General features: G+C 34.6%; 17 protein-coding genes. 6 read left to right on the forward strand and 11 right to left on the reverse strand.

Features of this window, described 5'->3' with window-relative positions; translation table 11 throughout:
• Positions 1-81: 81 nt before the first annotated feature.
• From NCCP28_RS03285 to NCCP28_RS03305, 5 genes are all read right to left on the reverse strand, one after another.
• The gene (locus NCCP28_RS03285) at positions 82-1,029 is read right to left on the reverse strand and encodes a PstS family phosphate ABC transporter substrate-binding protein (RefSeq protein ID WP_248559957.1); all 948 of its coding nucleotides are present in this window, start codon (positions 1,027-1,029) and stop codon (positions 82-84) included.
• A gap of 196 nt (positions 1,030-1,225) precedes the next feature.
• Positions 1,226-3,331 carry a peptidoglycan D,D-transpeptidase FtsI family protein gene (locus NCCP28_RS03290; RefSeq protein WP_248559958.1) on the reverse strand — a complete coding sequence of 702 codons (2,106 nt, stop codon included), beginning with the start codon at positions 3,329-3,331 and terminating at the stop codon, positions 1,226-1,228.
• Between the two features lie 369 nt (positions 3,332-3,700).
• Entirely contained in the window at positions 3,701-5,803 is a 2,103-nt protein-coding gene (locus NCCP28_RS03295) for a peptidoglycan D,D-transpeptidase FtsI family protein (protein ID WP_248559959.1), read from the reverse strand.
• A gap of 168 nt (positions 5,804-5,971) precedes the next feature.
• Positions 5,972-7,201, reverse strand: coding sequence for an MFS transporter (locus NCCP28_RS03300; RefSeq protein ID WP_248559960.1), 1,230 nt, complete (start codon positions 7,199-7,201; stop codon positions 5,972-5,974).
• A 204-nt stretch (positions 7,202-7,405) separates the two neighbouring features.
• Positions 7,406-8,014, reverse strand: a complete 609-nt coding sequence (locus NCCP28_RS03305) for a superoxide dismutase (RefSeq protein WP_248559961.1) — start codon at positions 8,012-8,014, stop codon at positions 7,406-7,408.
• Between the two features lie 610 nt (positions 8,015-8,624).
• Here NCCP28_RS03305 and NCCP28_RS03310 point away from each other — a divergent pair.
• A complete protein-coding gene (locus NCCP28_RS03310) occupies positions 8,625-9,320 on the forward strand; it encodes a Crp/Fnr family transcriptional regulator (RefSeq protein ID WP_248559962.1) in 696 nt (231 codons plus the stop codon).
• Between the two features lie 177 nt (positions 9,321-9,497).
• Here the strand turns inward: NCCP28_RS03310 and NCCP28_RS03315 are convergent, their stop codons facing one another.
• Complete coding sequence (locus NCCP28_RS03315) at positions 9,498-9,986, reverse strand: DUF456 domain-containing protein (RefSeq protein WP_248559963.1); 489 nt, start codon at positions 9,984-9,986, stop codon at positions 9,498-9,500.
• A gap of 157 nt (positions 9,987-10,143) precedes the next feature.
• Between NCCP28_RS03315 and NCCP28_RS03320 the strand changes: the two genes are divergently transcribed.
• Complete coding sequence (locus tag NCCP28_RS03320) at positions 10,144-10,929, forward strand: DUF1189 domain-containing protein (protein WP_248559964.1); 786 nt, start codon at positions 10,144-10,146, stop codon at positions 10,927-10,929.
• A gap of 404 nt (positions 10,930-11,333) precedes the next feature.
• Here the strand turns inward: NCCP28_RS03320 and NCCP28_RS03325 are convergent, their stop codons facing one another.
• On the reverse strand, positions 11,334-13,022 hold the full coding sequence (locus NCCP28_RS03325; RefSeq protein ID WP_248559965.1) for a methyl-accepting chemotaxis protein: 1,689 nt from the start codon (positions 13,020-13,022) through the stop codon (positions 11,334-11,336).
• 219 nt (positions 13,023-13,241) lie between these two features.
• On the opposite strand from NCCP28_RS03325, the gene NCCP28_RS03330 reads away from it, so the two are divergent.
• Both NCCP28_RS03330 and ispG read left to right on the forward strand, forming a co-directional pair.
• The gene (locus tag NCCP28_RS03330; RefSeq protein WP_248559966.1) at positions 13,242-13,580 is read left to right on the forward strand and encodes a hypothetical protein; all 339 of its coding nucleotides are present in this window, start codon (positions 13,242-13,244) and stop codon (positions 13,578-13,580) included.
• Between the two features lie 317 nt (positions 13,581-13,897).
• Positions 13,898-15,016 (forward strand): flavodoxin-dependent (E)-4-hydroxy-3-methylbut-2-enyl-diphosphate synthase, encoded by a 1,119-nt coding sequence (gene ispG / locus NCCP28_RS03335; protein WP_248559967.1) that lies wholly within the window; start codon positions 13,898-13,900, stop codon positions 15,014-15,016.
• 110 nt (positions 15,017-15,126) lie between these two features.
• On the opposite strand, the gene NCCP28_RS03340 is transcribed toward ispG, so the two are convergent.
• Positions 15,127-15,474, reverse strand: a complete 348-nt coding sequence (locus NCCP28_RS03340) for a DUF4190 domain-containing protein (RefSeq protein WP_248559968.1) — start codon at positions 15,472-15,474, stop codon at positions 15,127-15,129.
• A gap of 232 nt (positions 15,475-15,706) precedes the next feature.
• On the opposite strand from NCCP28_RS03340, the gene NCCP28_RS03345 reads away from it, so the two are divergent.
• Positions 15,707-16,288, forward strand: a complete 582-nt coding sequence (locus NCCP28_RS03345; protein WP_248559969.1) for a hypothetical protein — start codon at positions 15,707-15,709, stop codon at positions 16,286-16,288.
• 81 nt (positions 16,289-16,369) lie between these two features.
• Here NCCP28_RS03345 and zur read toward each other — a convergent pair whose 3' ends face one another.
• Complete coding sequence (gene zur, locus NCCP28_RS03350; protein WP_248559970.1) at positions 16,370-16,783, reverse strand: zinc uptake transcriptional repressor Zur; 414 nt, start codon at positions 16,781-16,783, stop codon at positions 16,370-16,372.
• A 241-nt stretch (positions 16,784-17,024) separates the two neighbouring features.
• Here zur and NCCP28_RS03355 point away from each other — a divergent pair, with 241 nt between their 5' ends.
• The gene (locus NCCP28_RS03355) at positions 17,025-17,279 is read left to right on the forward strand and encodes a DUF2624 domain-containing protein (RefSeq protein ID WP_248559971.1); all 255 of its coding nucleotides are present in this window, start codon (positions 17,025-17,027) and stop codon (positions 17,277-17,279) included.
• Positions 17,280-17,683: 404 nt separating this feature from the next.
• On the opposite strand, the gene NCCP28_RS03360 is transcribed toward NCCP28_RS03355, so the two are convergent.
• Both NCCP28_RS03360 and NCCP28_RS03365 read right to left on the reverse strand, forming a co-directional pair.
• Positions 17,684-18,577: a deoxyribonuclease IV gene (locus tag NCCP28_RS03360; RefSeq protein WP_248559972.1), complete on the reverse strand. Its 894-nt coding sequence runs from the start codon at positions 18,575-18,577 to the stop codon at positions 17,684-17,686.
• A gap of 45 nt (positions 18,578-18,622) precedes the next feature.
• Positions 18,623-19,933 (reverse strand): DEAD/DEAH box helicase, encoded by a 1,311-nt coding sequence (locus NCCP28_RS03365; RefSeq protein ID WP_248559973.1) that lies wholly within the window; start codon positions 19,931-19,933, stop codon positions 18,623-18,625.
• Positions 19,934-19,984: the final 51 nt, after the last annotated feature.

Genomic DNA, 19,984 nt, shown 5'->3' on the forward strand with positions numbered 1-19,984 from the left:
TTGTATACTCACTTTTAAATCCCCCTTTATCCACATGCCAAGAAGGAAAGCTTTTTAGTAAAAAGCTCTCCATCCACTTCTTTACTTAACTGCCTTAATTGCTTCTAAATCTTTTTTGTATTCTTCATCTGGAAGTCTTACATAACCTACGTCTTCGGACAGATCCGCTGCGTTATCAATCATAAACTCAACAAAGTTCTGCACTTCTTCTTTTTCCAATGAATCATTTTTAACATATGTGTACAATGGTCTTGAAAGTGGCGCATATTCTCCGCTTTTTACTGTTTCATTTGTAGGTTCTACAGGTCCATTGCCCCCATCAATTGGCACTACTTTTAATTTTTCTTTATTCTCTGCATAATAAGCATAACCAAAGTAGCCAATCGAATTTTTATCCCCTGTCACTCCTTGTACTAATACATTATCATCTTCAGATAATGTCGCTTTTTCATTGATTTGTTTTCCATCTAATATAATTTCATCAAAATAATCGAATGTGCCAGAATCTGTTCCAGGAGAATACATTTTTATTTCTTCTGCTGGCCATCCTTCACGAATGTCTGACCATTTTTTTGTTTTGCCATCTTCTAGCCAGATTTTCTTTAGTTCATCTATTGTTAAATGATCAACCCAAGTATTATCTTTATTTACCACAACGGATAAACCATCATAAGCTAATCGCAATTCTGTATAGTCTGTTCCATTCTGCTTTAATTTTTCTTTTTCTTCATCCTTAATCGGGCGTGATGCATTGCTGAAATCTGTTTCCCCAGCGATAAATGATTTAAAGCCTCCGCCTGTTCCAGAAGAAGCTACAGAAACTTTTACTTTCGGCTGCTCCATCTGATACTCTTCTACAACAGCCTCCATTATTGGGTAAACAGTTGAAGATCCATCAATTTTTATTTGTCCTTGAAGTTGTTTTTCGGCTGAATCGCTATTTGCATTATTTGCTCCTGTTCCACAAGCTGCAAGTGTAAGTACAGCTCCAATCATTGCTACAGATCCAATTCTTTTTAAGCTCTTCATTTTCTTTATTCCCCCTAAGGATGGTTGTTTTGTTTATAGGTTAACTATAATCTCCTTGTATTAATTAAGTTTTAATCAAATGTAAAGCTTGTGTAAATTTGCTAGAGTGAATAGAGACACTATTTTTTTCAATAAAAAAAGGCAAAACTATTTTTCCTAGTTTTACCCTAAATTTATATGTTATTCTCTTTTCTGCTTAGTCCTTTTTGTCCGCTTCTTTCTCTTTTTGCCGCTCTTTTTTCAGATCAAAAAAGGCATCCAGCACTCTTTCACCAATATATTTGTTTGCACCATTATCCACACTTCCTTGATAAGCCCAAGGAACTAATACAGCCATTGCCACTTCTGGATTTTGGCTAGGAGCATAACTTACTAGACTTAAGTTCATTACTTCTGGAGGCTCATCATAATTGCTTCTAGATGGTCCATCATAAAAAGCTTGTGCTGTACCTGTTTTCGCAGCAGGAGAATAAGATTTCCCGCCTAAATAACTATATGCTGTTCCCTTTGGTGTTTGAGCAACCATTTTAAAGCCTTGCTGCACTCTTTCGATCCAATAGTCCTTCGCATCCACTGTATTTAATACTTTTGGTTTAATTGTTTCTACTATCGGTCCAAGCTTGTCTTCATCGGAAACAGGCTCTCTTATTTCTTTTACAATATGCGGTTCCATTCTTTTCCCGCCATTGGCAATGGTAGAAACATACTGAGCCAACTGCATATTAGAATACGTATCATACTGCCCGATCGCTAAGTCAAGCAGAAATCCAGGTTTTAGACTCGCTCCTTTAAACCCAGTCTGCTCATTAGGCAAATCTATTCCGGTACGTACGCCTAATCCAAATTGTGCATAATAATTACGCATTGTCGTAAAAGCAGTAGTATCAAGATCTAGTGGCTGATTATACGCATATGTTCCGCCGGCAATTTTTATAGCGGTTCTAAACATATAAACGTTGGAAGATCTTTGCAATGCTGTTAATTCATTGATATCTCCCATATATGTCCATGATTTTTTTAATGGAGTACCTGCAATTTTTAGTCCTGAATCACTTAATACTGTTCCTGGAGAAATTGCACCGGTTTTATATCCCGCTAAAACAGTCGCCCCCTTTACAACAGATCCCACATTATAAGTTGTTGTAATATTTCCAAGAGCATCATCAGTCATTTCCATTTTTCCTGTTTCAGCATTTCTTTCTAACCGTTTCCCAGCCATTGATAATATTTCGCCGGTATTTGGATTCATTAATACCACATAGGCACGGTCTAAAAGCCCTGTTCCAGCTGATTGTTTTGCTTTGCGGAGCTCTTCTTCAATAATTTTTTCTACTTTTAATTGCAGCTCCATATCAATAGAAAGCACTAAATCATTTCCTCTTTGCCCTTCTGCAATAATTTCCGTACTGGTGATGTTTCCAGATTTATCGGTTTTATTGCGAACCTTCTCTTTTTGGCCTTTTAATACATCTTCATATTGCAATTCTAAATAGCTTGTCCCGACACGATCATTGCGGCTGTACCCTCTTGATTCATAATACTCCAGCTTCTCTGCCGGCAAACCTTTTTCTGAAGAACTGACATTTCCTAAAACTGTTTTTAATGTATCTTTAAATTTATACATGCGATCCCAATCCGTTGTCGTCTCGACTCCAGGAAGAGATTCTAAATTTTCACTGACAACGGCAAGCTCTTTATCTGTTACATCTTCATTTTTTACCATCTGAGGCGTTAATTTATAGCCACTTGAAAATTCTCGGTAAATCGCGATTATTTCTAAATCACTTTGTGTTAATGTATTCAATTCTTTTTCTGTAATTCGCTCTAGCTGCAGTTTGTATACCTGCTTATTGTATTCATCTTCATCCGTATATTTTTCCTGCAATTTCTTTTTTTCTGCAGCCGTCACTTTCTTTTCTGCTTCTTTTGGATTTTTTATCATCCAATAATCTTGTTTATCCCGTTCTGTTACTTTTTTTGTATCTTTTTTTATATATGTTGCCAAAAGTTTTGCTGTTTTCAGCATTTCTTCTTGCTTTACACCAGTATTTGTATATGTTATGGCATTTTTTGCTTTGTTATCCACAATCGTTTTCCCTGTTGTATCGTAAATTTTCCCACGAGGCACTGATGTGTTTACCGTAACATCTTCTGTTTTTTCCAACTCTCTTTTATAATCTTCGCCATAAACAATCTGCACAAATCCTAAACGGAGGATCAATGCAGAAAACAATAAAAATACAGCGAAAAAAATAATATTAAGACGAATTGGTATAGTTTTCTTTTTTTTCTTTTTTTCCAACTTTCAGCACACTTCCTTCAAATCAATTCTTGTTCTATTGTAATAGAAACGGCTTGATAATTCTATTAATAACCTATTGGAATAAATTACTAGATTCATTTTGCAAAATAAGTGTTCTTTTCTCCCACTTTTCTTGTTTATCTTACTATTTTCCTTTATCGTCCTTTTTATTTAGAAAAATATCTAAAGATAAAGGACTGACAACTATACAATGGCATGCATCTTTCTAAAAAGAATTCATCCAAAAATCCCCACATTTTTTCCTCGTAAAAAAAGCCGCAAACCATGATGAATCATCGTTTGCAGCTTCCGTTATTTGTAAATGCTATTCTTTTTTCCTTCCGTTGCACTTTTTAAGTCAGCCGCTTTTTATTTAGCCGCTTCTTCTTTTTTCATTTCAAAATATTTATCCAGGACACGTTTTCCAATCGTTAGGTTTGGCGATGGTCCACTGTTTGTTGTATACACCCACGGTACAAGCACTGCCATTGCCACTTCCGGATTTTCATATGGTGCATACGTAATTAAACTGACATTCATTACTTGCGGAGGCGCACTGTAATTGCTGCGGAGGGGTCCATCATAAAAAGCTTGGGCTGTTCCTGTTTTTCCTGCCGGCTGATAAGAAGTTCCTGCAAAAACCTTTCCTGTACCGCTAGTCATCACCATACGAAATCCTTTTTGTATTTGCTCAATCCAGCCTGGCTCTAAATCGACTTTATTTAATACTTTTGGCTGAATTTCCTGCACCATGCCCCCAAGTTTTTCTTCCCCTAGCGACGGATCTCGTATTTCTTTTACAATATGAGGCTGTATGCGGTAGCCCCCATTTGCGATTGTTGAAGCATATTGGGCAAGCTGCATATTTGTATACGTATCATATTGTCCAATTGATAAGAACATTAAATTACCAGGTGTTTGTGTATCTTGTCCTTTAAAACCTACCATTTCATTTGGAAGATCAATGCCTGTTCTAACACCGAGCCCAAATTCTCCAAATGAATTGCGGATAGTGGAAATAGCCTCTGAAGTACGAGTATCTAATGGCTGCCCATAACTATAGTGCCCTTTTCCAATTGCAATCGCTGTTTTTGCCATATAGACATTGGAAGATTGTTGCAATGCCGTTAAGTCATTAATATAGCCCATTGTTTTCCATGACTTAAAAGGCGGAGATCCTTTTACTTGCATCACTTCATCAAGATAACCAGAGTATGGATGAATAACTCCCTCTTTATAGCCTGTTAACACCATCGCTCCTTTAACCGTGGATCCTACGTTATAAGAGGTTGTAATATTCCCAAGAGCAAAATCCTGCACCTGCTGGTTGCCATTATCATCTTTGCCAAGCATTTTGCCGGCCATTGTCAAAATTTCTCCTGTTTTTGGATCCATTAATACAACAAAAGCCCTGTCTAAAAGATAAGTTCCTGCATAGCCTCTTTTGGTTCTTTTTAATTCTTCCTCAATAATTTTTTCTACTTCCAGCTGCAGCTTCATATCAATGGTCAAAACCAGATCTTTTCCTGATTCTCCATCTGTTAAAACTTTTGAATCAACGATATTGCCTTTTTTATCTTTTATATATTTAATTTTCTTTTTTTGTCCCTTTAGAATATCTTCATATTGGTTTTCTAAATAACTGAGGCCGACACGATCATTCATGCTGTAGCCTTTTGCCAAATAGCTGTCTTTTGCTTCAGCAGGCACCCCTCTTTGAGAACTGGATACATTGCCAAGCACTGTTTTTAAGGTGGAACCGTAAGCATACGTTCTATCCCAATCTTTTGCTGTGTCCACACCCTTCAATTCTGCCAAATGTTCACTGACTCTAGCAAACTCTTCATCTGTTACCCCATTATTTTTTACGATTTGCGGTGTATAGTAATAGCCGCTGTTAAAGGCTCTGTAGATTGCCAGCGTTTCCAGCTCAAATTTAGAAAAACTATTAATCTCTTCTTTTGTAATTCTCGAACGAAGAAGTTCATTATAAGCTTTTTGATATTTTTTTGAATCGTTTTTATACGCCTCTTGCAGCTCCGCATCTTCTTTTTTTGTCACCTTTTCCTTTGCTTCTTTCTCATGAAGAAGAATCCAATAATCAATTTTATCTCTTTCTGTAATCTTTTTCAGATCATCTTCTGTATCCATTTTGATTAGTCTAGCAAGCTTTTCTGCCGTATTTTGCATATCTTTTGCTTTTACATCCCAATTGGTATATGTAATGGAATTTTTCGCCTTATTGCTGACAATATTATGGCCATTCCGATCATACATTTCTCCTCTAGGAACTTGAGTGCTGATAATAACATCTTCTTTTTTTTCTAATTCTCTTTTATAATCGTCGCCGTAGACAATCTGCACAAATCCTAAACGCAGTATCAAAGCAGAAAACAGCAAAAACACTACAAAAAATAAAATATTTAACCGAAGTGGAAATTGATTTTTTTTCTTTCTCTTTTTTTCCCCCATTTGAAAACACCACACTTTCTCCACTCTGTTATTTTATCGAATATTTTTGGATATATCTAGGACAATTGCTAATTTGGTGGAATTTATACGTCATAATCATACAAAAAAACCAAAAGACTGTATAGTAAGTTCAGGCGACTTACTATACAGTCTGACTAGTAGAGAAATTTATTTTGATATATTTTTCCTTTGTTCAAAGTGAATATTTTTTGTCCAAAAATAAATAATCGTGTGTCCTGTGCCTAAAACAAATAAAATATACGGCAATACATGATCAGGATTAAAAAAACTAACTCCAACAATAAAAATTAAAACAGACAATAGCCGTCCCAAATTTAAATACATTTCACGAACAACAATATATTCAATCCGCATTTCGCCTGCATTCCATCCTCTTCCAATTACATCAAATGTTAAACTTGTATAAGGGACTAAAATCAGCGGATAAGCTACAGCTATTATCCCTGCATAAATTAATAATTTCGTATAAGAAAAATCAAAGATGATAATAAACATGGAGAAAAACAACAAAATCCCGCCGCTTAAAATAGCTTTATTGCGATTATCATTTTTGATTGTTCTCGAAACAATATAATAGGCGACAAAGGAAATTCCGGAATTGATTAAACCAAATTTCCCTAATGCCATTTCACTTCCAGTCGCAATAAATACAAATACTGTTATAACAAAGGCAAATGTGCCCTCCCTCATTCCTTGGAAAAAATGCGCATTGGTTATATATTTCCAATTTTTATTATTTTGCCTTTCTTTAATAATTCGTGCAAATAAATATTGACCGCTAGCAGGGCGCCTTTTCAAAAAGAAGCTTAACACTACAGCCAACGAAAACAAACCAAGTGAAATTCCAAATACAACCATATATCCAGTAGATTTAGTAAAGGAAGAAATAATATATCCAGCTAAGATGGGTCCAATCATCCCTCCGGCCGACGTTAAAATACCTAAAAACCCATTAAAGAAATCTCTTGTTTCCGGCTCTGTTACTTCAAATGTCAGCACATTAAAAGCCAACCAGTAAAAACCATAGCCTATTCCAAGCAAACCTCCTAATAACAGCAAAAATGAAGCGGCCTTGTCTCCTATAAATAAAACAGCTAAATAAAACACTGCTAAAAAGATAACCCCAATCCTCAGTACAATGACTCTGTCAATTTTTTTCGCCCATCTACCTGCTAAAATAAAAGTTGCTAGCTGCAAAATGATAATCGCCATATTATATAAGCCTAAATCTTTAAATTCTCCAGACTGCTTCCATAAAAAGATATTTACAAAAGTATTAGAAAGAGCAATGCTTAATGAGTATAATCCTCCAATAAGCAGCAATAAATTCAAATCTTTTGTCAGTTCAACATCGCCAAGCAATTTATTTTTCATCATAAAAAACTCCCCTTTGTTCTAGGGTAGTTTCTATCAAAAATTAGTTAGTTATACATCTAATATAGAGAAAACAAAAGATGATATTTTCTTGCAGATCTATGTAAATAAAATCCACTTGCAAACAAAGCCATCATAAAAAAAAGGCTGTCCCGAAAGTCATTAAAAAATGACTTTTGAGTACAGCCCCTGCTTTTACACTAATGATTATTTTGCAGCAGCAAAACGTTTTGATACTTCTTCCCAGTTGATTACATTAAAGAATGCATTAATGTATTCAGGACGACGGTTTTGATAATTTAGGTAGTAAGCATGCTCCCAAACATCTAAACCAAGAACTGGAGTTTTTCCTTCCATTAATGGAGAATCTTGGTTTGGTGTGCTAGTTACTTCTAATTCGCCATTATTTACAACTAGCCAAGCCCAGCCGGAACCAAAGCGTGTAGTAGCTGCTTTAGAGAATTCTTCTTTAAAGTTTGCAAAGTTTCCAAATTTGCTGTCAATAGCGCTGGCTAGGTCGCCAGTTGGTTCACCGCCGCCTTCTGGTGAAATTATTTGCCAGAATAATGAATGGTTAGCGTGTCCGCCGCCATTGTTGCGTACTGCAGTGCGTGCACTTTCAGGTACTGCATCTAAGTTAGAAACAACTTCTTCTACTGTCTTAGAAAGTAGTTCAGCATTTCCCTCTAAAGCGTTATTTAAATTTGTAACATATGTGTTATGGTGTTTCGTATGGTGAATATTCATTGTTTCTTTGTCGATATGTGGCTCAAGTGCATCGTATGCATATGGTAATTGTGGTAAAGTGAAAGACATGGTTAATTCCTCCTATGTATATAAGTTTTTATAAAATGGCATTACTTATTAGCAGAAGTTAAAACTATTTGTATACTACTAATATGAAATGACCTTTTCATTAACATTATCAAATTATTCCTATATTTTCAATGTTTATGCTTCATTCGCCAACAACATTAAAGTACCCATATTGTAAATCTTTAAACAATAACTTTGCAAAAAAGAGCAGTGTTTTAAAATGGCTGTTTTCGTATAAGATTATGCCCTTTAAAATTATCAGCCTACATACACTTCGATTTGCTCTCCTGCTCAAAATCTGCTTCTCCTGTTTTTTCTGTTAAAACAACCACTTTGAGCAAACCGCCTTTAAAATCATTTGCAACTTGTGATATAGTTCACATTTATCTTAGGACAAATATTTTCCTCCCCTTCTAACAGAAGAAGGAACTGACAAAGAAGAATTTCGCAAAATTGTCACTTATGCGCTTTTCCCTGCTATATCAATGATTTTTCTTTATATATGATTGTCTCCTTCTTTTCATTATACATAATTTAACATTTTGAGATTGACAATCTTTTCACAATATCCTTTAATCAAGGTGGGAGAACAATTAGAGGAGTGCAAAATATGACAGAAATTCAATTATCATTGTACAGTTTATTAATCCAAAACTTTTTTGATATCAACAAAATTATTCATATAAAAAAAGGAACCCTACTATTTCAAGAAAAGGATCCAGTTCATCAAATTTTCATTTTATTAAATGGGACAATATCATTGGGAAGAGTTCATGAAAAAGGAAAAGAATTCATCTTAAAAATATTGCACGATGAAGATCTTTTATTAGAATACAATCTATTTAAAAATGCTCCAAAGTATCATTTTTTTTCTAAAACAATGACGGATTGCGAAATACTTGCAATCGATCGAAAAGAATTCGAAGAAGCTGTCATAAAAGATCCTATTCTTTTAACTGCTCTAACTACATGGCTCAGCAATGGCTATTTAAAAGCACATATGAAATGTCAAGATTTAATTATGAATGGGAAAAAAGGAGGCTTATACAGTATTTTAATTCGATTATGCCATTCCTTTGGAAAAAAAACAGATGAAGGAATTTTAATCGATTTTCCACTGACGCATCAAGAATTGGCCAATTTAACCTACGGTACCCGAGAAGTAATGCAGCGTATTTTAAAAGAGCTTCGGGAAGAGGGAATTATTTCTTACTCCAATCAAAAATTCACGATAAAAAACCTTGCCTATTTAAAACAAGCTGTAGACTGTCAAAACTGTCCTGCTGATATATGCGGCTTAAACTAAAAACATCAGTATTTCCTCCATTTCTCCTGCTTGGAAGTTGAGGCCAACTATAGCATATAGATTACACAGACTAAAGAGTGGCTTCCTTAGTCTGTGTTCTTTTCCCCCGGGCTTTTACAGGCCATTATCTCCCCTATAGATTTCTCTTTTTCTTTTATAATCTCTTAGGTTAGGGTTTTACTGCCCGTTAATGCGTAATAAAAAATAAATAATCATAATTGTTTGAATAACCCCTTTTGTAATGACACTGCTCAAAAAACCAATTAAAGAGCCCATCCCCACTTTTAATGCTGTTTTCCAATTTGCCCGGCTTACCAATAATTCAGCAATTACCGCACCTAAAAACGGTCCGATTATTATTCCTAATACAGGAATAACAAAAGGACCAGCTAAAAGGCCGATTGTACTGCCCCATACGCCAGCTTTTGTCCCCCCATATTTTTTCACGCCAACTAAATTAGCTAAATAATCAGCTAAAAACAATAATAGAACAAACATGCCTTGAATAATCCAAAAGAGAATGGAAAATGATGTAAAATGATAAAATATACCATATGCAATAAAACCAGCTAAAATAAATAATACACTGGGAATAATCGGGTATACTAGCCCAATATATGCTATAAGAAAAAGCACCCCAATAATTGTCCAATAAATATAATCCATATATACTCCTTTTCATTATTATTTTTTTACTACATACCCTGTTTTCTACTAAACAATGCCAGCTATTTTTTTACTTCTATTTAAATTATGCCCAAAACTTGTATCTATCCTTCTGCGAGGATAAAATAGTAATGAATCTTTATAAGGGTGTGTCAAAATGAATATTTTTAAGCAGTTTTACAAAAGCATCTATTCTCCCAGAGACATAGCTAGCTTTCGCATGCAAGGAAAAGGAAAAACCATTCTTTATCTTATTTTGTTAACCTTGTTGGCCTCCATTCCCGCTTTATACTATTTAAGCAGTGGAATCAACGAAGGAGTCAAGTCGCTATCCAATACATTAGAGGAAGATTCCCTTTCTTTTTCTATAAAAGACAATGAACTGAAATCAAATGCAAAAGAGCCTACCATAATAAATAAGGATGATTTAACGATTATCATTGATTCTACTGGTACATATGAAGAAAGTAATATCAGCGCATCTGGCAACACAGTTGCATTACTACAAAAAGAATTTATTATTGTAGCTGCAGGGCAATCCCAAACATTTGAATACTCAAGTTTTGGAAATGTGAGTATTACAAAAGATGATATCGCGGCTTCTTTAAATGCATTTGATTCTATGCTTCCAATACTTATTACGATTTTGGCAGTTGTTTATTTTATCATATTGCTTATTTCCAAAGTAATAGAAGCATTTGTTTTTGCTGTTTTCGGCAGTTTATTTGCACGCACAATGAGACGTACATTAACATATGGACAGCTTTGGAGAATTACTGTGTACAGCATGACATTGCCGACACTGTTTTTTGTCATTATGGATGCAATTCAAACGTCTGTACCAAATGGAATGCTCTTAAATTGGGTAGTCACTTTATTTATGTTATTCCTTAGCATCAAAGAAGTACCTTTTAAAAAACAGCCAGAAGAAAATATACAATAATATAAAAAGGATAAAGGCCAATTGCAAAGGTTTTTATCCTTTTTTATTATCGTTGCTTTCACAGCAGCGATAATAGCAGTCATTCCTCAAAAATCCCCACTTCTTCTAAACTCCTTAAACCAATATGAGAACTAGAAAAAACTGCTATTTACTTGAAAAACACTTTTTTATTTTACATAAACTCCTATAGCTTAAAGGCATACTAATTTTAATACTTGGAATTTCTAAAGACTAAAATGCCGTTTTTAATCAGCAGGTATTTTAACACAAGAGGTGAACAAAATGGTTTTGGCAATATTCTTCTTCGCCGGATGGTTATGCATTAGTATTATTGTGGCAAAAAACAACGTACTTTCTAGAATAGAAAATACTGTATTATTATTATGGATTTAAAAATCACAGCTTTACGTTAAAAATTCATTAGAAACTTCTTTAATTGTCTGCACTAATTCAGCTAGCTTTTCATTTACTTTTGCATTAGTTTGCACCCCTTCTTTATGCATATCAGCAATGTCTTTCATCTCATCAGCATTTGCCAATGTTTGCTGGCTGATTGCCGCTAATTGCAAGGAGGAATTTTCCATTATCGGCAAAAAGGTTTGCAGCTCCTTTAATTTCCCTTGATTAAAATCCAACTCTTTATTAACAACCTTAATTCCTTGCAATAATTGATTAAAAGAAGTGCTGCTTTCTTCTGAAATTTGCGAGCATTTCATAAATTGATTTGTGATTTGCACCATTTCTGCAGAAGCTTTTTCCGCAATTTTATCCATTTCTTTTGTGAATTCATTAATTTCTTCCGTCGCTTTTTTGGATGAATTCGCTAAGGTTCCAACCTCAGCTGCAACAACAGCAAACCCTTTGCCATTTTCTCCAGCTCTTGCTGCTTCAATCGACGCATTTAAAGCAACCAGCTTTATCTGGTCTGCTAATTTTCGAATAGAAAATATAATATTTTCAATGGACATCGATTGCGCTTTCACTTGCCCAATAGTAGCTGCCATTTCCCTAACATCCAAATGAAGGTCATTTAAAGACTGAAACAGCTCTTTTATATTCATTTCACCAATATTAGCACATTCGTTCATCGTTTTTGTTTTTCCATTCATCTCATGCATGCTTGCAGAAACTCGCTTAATAGTTTGTTTCATTTCTTGAAAAACATCAATTGTGCTATCTGAACATACTGCCGTCTCATTCGCTCCTTTTTTTACTACTGCTATCATATTAGTTAAAAAATTATTTTTTTCTATCATAGTATTGGAATGTTCTTGAAGCATATTTCCTGTTTTTGTTAAATCGCCACTAGACAACTGCAATTCTGTGAGAACTCTTCTTATTTTATCTATCATTATTTGATAGCTATGCACTAATGATTGAATTTCTGGAATTGAAGTATCGCTTGTTGCTGCTACCCCTAAATTTCCTTTGCTTACTTCACTCATCATATAACCAAGATCCTTTAAAGGATTTATGATGCCTCTTACAATTAAAAGAATCATCAAAATCGTTACTATCATGCTAATACCAGATACAATGATAATAATTTCACTTATCGTCTTCACTTCTTGCAAATAATCATCTTGGGGAACGGCGATCACATATATCCCTTTTAATTCTTGAATTTTCATAAAAGCAATAGAATATTTTTTCTTTCCAATTTCCTTTTCCATAATCCCATTTTCTTTTTGACGCAGTTCTTTGACGACATTATTAGGCAATGGAATAGCATCATTTTTATTCACACGAAAAGATTTAATTTCTTCATTTGTCACTAAATAGAATTGTCCTTCAATATTGTCTTTCAAAAAATCTGCATCTTGACTATGTATAACCTGCTCTATCTTTTTTTGAAATTTTTCCTGATCATCTACATATGTAAACATAATATTTTGCGACATAATATAAGTTGCTTTTGTTTCTTTAGCAAGACGCTGATGCATAAGTTCTATCGCCAAATCTTTTGATTTTGTAACGGCGACATAGGTAATCGAAAAAGTAGTTAGCAGCAGCAATAAAATGACAAATAATAGTAATCGTTTTCGAATAGATAACTGCAATCGTTTCTTATTTGGAAATTTGCCTTTTTTCATGAAGATCCCCCTTTTCTCCTATTTTGACAGTCGATTATTAACCCACTGTAAAGAGAAGGTAAATTCTTCTTTAATACAATACTTTTTTCCTAATCCTTTTAGCCCTCATCCTTTTTGATCCAGCAAATCTAGCACATTGTTAAGGAATATTAGCAGCATATAAAGCATACCTTATACAAATCTAGCATTTATTCTATTAAACAGGAGGCTTCATAAACAATGAAACGGCTTGCTGCTACCTTTCTTGTTCTCATTACTATCTATGTTATTTACTTTGACTTAAGCCATGGCACTCTTAACTATACAGAAAAACCTGATTCTAGCTCACAAGCTGTTCCTGTCAACTCTAATTCTTCTTCATTTCCATCCTTTGATTATAAAGTGAAAACAGGGGATACTGCTCTACTGATCATAGAAAAACAATTAAACAAAAATATTCCCGTAACAATTGATCAATTAATCAAAGATTTCAAACAACTAAATGACGGCACATCACCAGAAGAGATTCAAATTGGAAAAACTTATCATTTCCCTGATTATACAGGAAATGGAACTTGATATTTTTTGTCATTTAATATATTGTTGGCAACAAACTTGCAATGAAAAATCTCTACAAACTTTTTACAGTCATCAATAATTATTTTTCTGCTATTTTTACATTAATGAAAAAATAGTCTGTTTTCGTATAAATTGTGGCTTTTAAAATCAGCAGCCTTTAAGAAAACAGCAAAAAAGAAAATCAACTGTAAAAAACAGCAAGTTTCTTGTCAATCTTTATATATCATTGTTACAATAGGAAAGGTACATTTTTAATTATGAACACTTTATTTCATTTTATATTTGGCGTGTCCAATATTTAAAGGAGCGAATCACCATTGAGTGAAATTATACATCGTACGAAAACCCGTCCAATCAAAGTAGGGAATTTAACTATTGGCGGAAATAATGAACTAGTCATTCAAAGTATGACAACAACCAAAACCCATGATGTGGAAGCAACAGTTGCAGAAATAAAACGTCTGGAAGAAGCAGGCTGCCAAGTTGTCCGTGTTGCTTGTCCTGATGAACGTGCAGCAAATGCAATTGCAGATATAAAAAAACAAATAAATATTCCACTTGTAGTAGATATTCACTTTGATTATCGCTTAGCATTAAAAGCAATCGAAGGCGGAGCAGATAAAATCCGCATCAATCCAGGGAATATCGGCAAAAAAGAAAAAGTGGAAGCTGTCGTAAAAGCGGCAAAAGCAAAAGGAATACCAATAAGAATAGGCGTTAATGCAGGTTCTTTAGAAAAAAGAATTCTGGAAAAATACGGTTATCCAACTGCTGATGGCATGGTGGAAAGCGCCCTTCATCATATTAAAATCTTAGAAGACTTAGATTTCTATGATATTATCGTATCTATGAAGGCTTCTGATGTTAACTTGGCAATAGAAGCATATGAAAAAGCTGCACAGGCATTTGACTATCCATTGCACCTAGGCATTACTGAATCCGGCACTTTGTTTGCTGGTACCGTTAAAAGCGCTGCTGGTTTAGGAGCAATTTTATCTAAGGGAATCGGAAATACACTGCGCATCTCTTTAAGTGCTGATCCTGTAGAGGAAGTAAAAGTAGCCCGAGAATTGTTAAAATCATTTGGTTTATCATCAAATGCAGCAACACTAATTTCCTGTCCAACATGTGGACGCATTGAAATCGACCTTATTTCTATCGCAAATGAAGTGGAAGAATATATCTCTACTATAAAAGCGCCAATTAAAGTAGCAGTGCTTGGCTGTGCGGTCAATGGACCCGGCGAAGCAAGGGAAGCTGATATCGGCATTGCCGGCGCTAGAGGAGAGGGACTTTTATTCCGCAAAGGAAAAATCGTTCGTAAAGTGCCGGAAGAAACAATGGTAGAAGAATTAAAAAAGGAAATCGATATAATAGCAGAAGAATATTTCGCCAAAAAAGCGGTGGAAGAAGCGGCAGAACTGAAAGAGCAATAAAGGGAAACTTCAATCAGCGAGGATCAAAAACCCTTTAATCAGAAATCGATATTCCATAACAAAAGAAACCGAAAAAGCTATGCTTTTTTCGGTTTCTTTTGTTTAATCAGTTAAAAGAACGGGGCGATAAAAATTCCAATAATAATGGAAATGGCTCCAAGTGAAATGGCCCAAGAACCTAAGGTGATTGCTCCTCTTCTTCTTGCCATAAATCCCATTACTATTCCTACTGCTCCAAGTAGAATTGGCCAGAAAAACAAGGATAAAACGGATAAGATTAACGCAGTGATTCCTATCCCTTTTCCTCCTTCTCTTTCTCCTTCAATATGGCGTTCTCTATTGCTAAATCTAATCGGTGGTGCGATTTCAGCAGAAGTTTCTTCTAAATAATCTTTTGGCGAACCATATTGCTCTCTATCTTGAAGATCGTCTCTTTCATTGCTATTATAATCTGCCATGATGATCCCTCACTTTCTTTCATAGGAGCATTTATTATGATTTCCAGATTTTTTATCTATATAGCTGTAAATGTTTAGCATCGCTTACAGGTATTTGCTTGAAAAGATTTTCCGCTGTTAATATAAATAGCTTTTCGTACCTGTTTATATTTGTTAAGCTAATACAAGTGGACCAGATAACTCATACTATAAAAAATGCTGCATATTGGCGAATCGCAAAAAGGAGTTAAAGATGAAAAAATTAAGATTTGGAATTGATATTGATGGAACAGTTACAAGCCCATCAACTTTTGTGCCATATTTAAATGAAAGCTTTCAATTAAATATTACATTGGATGACATTAAAGAATATGATTTATATCCATTAGTAAATGTGCCAAAAGAGGAATTTGATCAATGGTTTATACAAAATGAACCAAAGATTTACACTGCTTCTCCTCTTGCTGAAGGAGCAAATATTGTTTTGCAAAATTGGGTGGAGGAATTTGAATTATACTTTATTAGCGCAAGAGGAACCCACCTTTTAGAAGTAACAAAAGAATGGTTTGCAAATAATGGCCTATCATTCGACCATATTGATCTAATTGGAACACATAATAAAATTTCGGCAGCAAAAAAATATAAAGTTGATTTATTTTTTGAAGATAAACATGATAATGCCGTGATGATACATGAACAGTGCGGAATTCCTGTTCTTTTATTTGATACCCCGTATAACCGAGATCCTATTCCTGAAGGTGTTATACGAGTAGCTGATTGGAATGAAGCATATGCTTGGGTAGATAAATGGGCGAAATCAGCAATGATCCGCTAAAAATTCAAAAAAGAGGGGAAGAAAAACAAATTGTTTTTCTTCCCCTCTTTTTATTTTAGGACTTATTAGGCAGCCCCTTTTTTAATGGATACATTCTGGGCACTTTCCATAAATTTCAAATTTGTGTCCAGATACATCATATCCTTTTAAATTATCAGTAAGTTCCTGCATGGGACAAGTGATAATTTCTTTTGTTTTCCCGCATTCTAAACAAATAAAATGATGGTGATGATGGGAATGGGAACATGTAAAACGAAAATGTTTTTCGCCGCTTAATTCCGTCATCTCAAAAATATTTAAATCAACAAATAAAGAAAGGTTGCGGTAGATGGTATCAAAACTTAATCCTGGATAATCACTTTTTAGAGCATCAAGCACTTCTTTTGCAGTAATATACTTGTTTTTAGTTGCAAATAATTCAAGCATGTCTTCTCTTTTTCCAGTATGTTTATATCCTTTTTCCTTTAATATTTCTAATGCTTGTTGAACATTCATTCTCCCATCTCCATTTGTTATCTTATATGTCAGCTATTTTTTTAATATAGTAATCGTTACGATTTATCTAAAATAGTATACAAGAAGCACAAAAAGAAAGCAAGCACTAATCACTTTTAAAAAATAATATTATTTCTAAAACAACTAAACTAAGCTACCTATAGAGTTATTTAATAATACCTAAAAAAAATAGGCACAATTTTCGCCGCTCTTTCATATGTTTAGAATGGGGAGTGATGACATGAAAATTTTTGAAAATATTATTAATCATAAGGTTAGCAATATAACTGCGCCTGAATTATTAAAGTACAGCAAACAATTTAAAATTGCCCTTACAAATGATGAAGCGGAAAAATTAGCAAATCATTTGCATGGAAAAAAAATCAATATTTTTAACCCATCAGAAAGAGCACAATTAGTTAAGGATATGGCTAAAATTACAAGTCCAGCCACCGCAAAAGAAGTTAATCAGCTTTTTAACCTATTCACAAGTTAAAAAAATGTATCTTTACACATAATGGCTGAAAAAATACATGCTAAAAAGCCAGTTGAAAAGGAAAGCTTTTCAACTGGCTTCTTTATTTCTTGGATTTTTTTCATATAGATTGCTGCTTTTAAAATCAAGCAGCTTGCATACATTTTCGCTTCCCATGAGCGAAGAAGCACTTTGCCGGGTCTCTTCTAATCGCTCAAGAACCTACCTATTCCATTTGCTGAAAAACCTAATTTTTGCATTTTTCGTTAAGGCTGTTTTCGTAAACTTTATTGCTTTTAAAGAAGGAGGTTGATTGCAGTGAAGGATTCTCGCTTTCCACGGGGCGGGCGGTGAGCCTCGAGGTCTCACTTGGTCCGCTAATCCCACAGGAGTTTTCCATCTTTCACTCTAATCAGCCATTCTTATTAACCTTGCATGATATCTACTAAAAGATTTTCGTTAAAAATTTGTGCCTTTAGCATAGCAATTTCATGCTTATATGGGGCTGCTTTATTATTTTTATCTTCTCCAACATATGGTGTTTCTAAAATTTTCACAATATCCATAAGCTGTGGATGATGAACAATTTTATTTAATGCTGCAAAACCAATATGGCCAAAACCGATATTTTCATGACGGTCTTTTCGCATGCCACTAGCATTTTTGCTGTCATTAATATGCAGCACCTTTAACTTATCCACACCAATAATTCGGTCAAATTCGTTAAGTACACCATCAAAATCTTCTACAATGTTATAGCCTGCATCATGGACATGGCAAGTATCAAAACAGACAGACAGCTTGTCATTATGCACTACTCCGTCCATAATCATCGCAAGCTCCTCAAAACTTCTGCCGCATTCTGTCCCTTTGCCTGCCATTGTTTCTAATGCGATTTGCAAGTTCTCATTGCCAGTTAGAACTTCATTCAACCCCTCAATGATTCGTTTAATGCCAATGTCCGCTCCTGCACCAACATGTGCTCCAGGATGCAAAACAATTTGTTTTGCTCCTAAACTTTCTGTTCGCTCAATTTCTGTGCGCAAAAAATTCACACCAAGTTCAAATGTCGCTGGATTTGTCGTATTTGCCATATTAATGATATATGGGGCATGGACAACAATTTCATTTATGCCATTTTGCTCCATATGAAGTCTTCCAGCTTCAATATTTAACTCCTCTATTTTTTTTCTGCGTGTATTTTGAGGTGCACCTGTATAGATCATAAATGTATTGGCTCCATAAGAAACAGCCTCTTCACTTGCCCCTACTAACATCTTTTTGCCGCTCATGCTGACATGAGAACCTATCTTAAGCAATATTTCTCTCTCCTCTTTGTATCCTGCATCCTAAGGTTAGAATGGTTATCTTTTTTTGCTTTTTATTCGTCTTTCTCTTTTTTTAATGCTCTCTACTTCACGCTGCATTTTCTTTTTGTATCCTGGCTTTACTTTTTTTGGTTTTTGAACCAAAGATTTTGCTTTCGCATCAATCTCATCCGTTTGTCTTGTGCGTTTTTTTCTGCGGTTGCGATCATCAATAGCAACCCACTCGCCATTTTTCAAATCCATATTTTTAAATTCTACACCCAGTTTCTCCAACTGATTTAATGCATCTTCATCAGATGTTTCATAAATCGTCAGCGCAATTCCAGAGTAGCCGGCACGTGCCGTTCTTCCTACACGATGGACATAAAAATCTAAATCTGTTGGCAACTCATAGTTAATAACATGGCTAATTCCTTTAATATCAATTCCTCTTGCAGCAAGATCTGTAGCTACAATGTATTGGTATTCTAAATCCAATATTTGTTTCATTACTTTTTTTCGTTCTCGTGGAGTTAACCCTCCATGAAGTTTTGCTGCCTTTAATCCTCTATTGCTTAAGCCAGCGGCCACTTCATCACATTTTTGTTTGGTATTTGTAAATACAATCGCTAAATAAGGATTAAAGCTCTTTAAAGCTTCATAAACAGTTGTCACTTTATCGCGATGTCTAGATGGAATAAGAATATGTTCAATTTTTGCAGCAGTTAATTGTTTTGGCTCAATTTGAATAAAAGTAGGATTTTCTAAATATTTTTTCAAAAATGGTTTTAATTTTTCTGGAATAGTTGCCGAAAAAACAAACATATTTAAATTTTTTGTCATTCTGGCTGCAATTTGATCTACATCTTCTATAAATCCCATATCCAGCATTAAATCTGCTTCATCGACGATTAAAGTAGTTGCCGTATATACTACTAAAGCTTGTTCTTGTACTAAATCATTAATTCTTCCTGGCGTGCCTACTACAATATGTGGCTGGGCTTTTAATTTTTCAATTGTTCTTTGTTTATCTGTGCCACCAATAAACAGGCGGGATGTTATTTCTGTTTCTGAATGTTTTGCCACTTTTAAAATTTCTTGGTGAATTTGTGCTGCCAATTCTCTTGTTGGCGCTGTAATAACTGCTTGAACCTGCTGTTTTTCTGGTTCTATTTTTTGCATAATAGGCAATAAATAAGAATGGGTTTTTCCTGTGCCCGTTTGAGATTGTCCAATAGCACTTTCCCCTTTTAACATTAAAGGCATTACTTTCGCCTGGATTTCTGTCGGTTCATAAAAACCTAACTCTTCTACCGCTTTTATAATAAATGGTTTTAAATTATATCGATCAAATTTTGTTGTACTCATCATTAAACTCCTTAATAGTATCGCAAATGTTTAAAAGCGCAGAATAAAGCT

The sequence above is a fragment of the Niallia sp. NCCP-28 genome (genome assembly GCF_023168165.1).
In the GTDB taxonomy this organism is placed as follows: Bacteria; Bacillota; Bacilli; order Bacillales; family Cytobacillaceae; genus Niallia.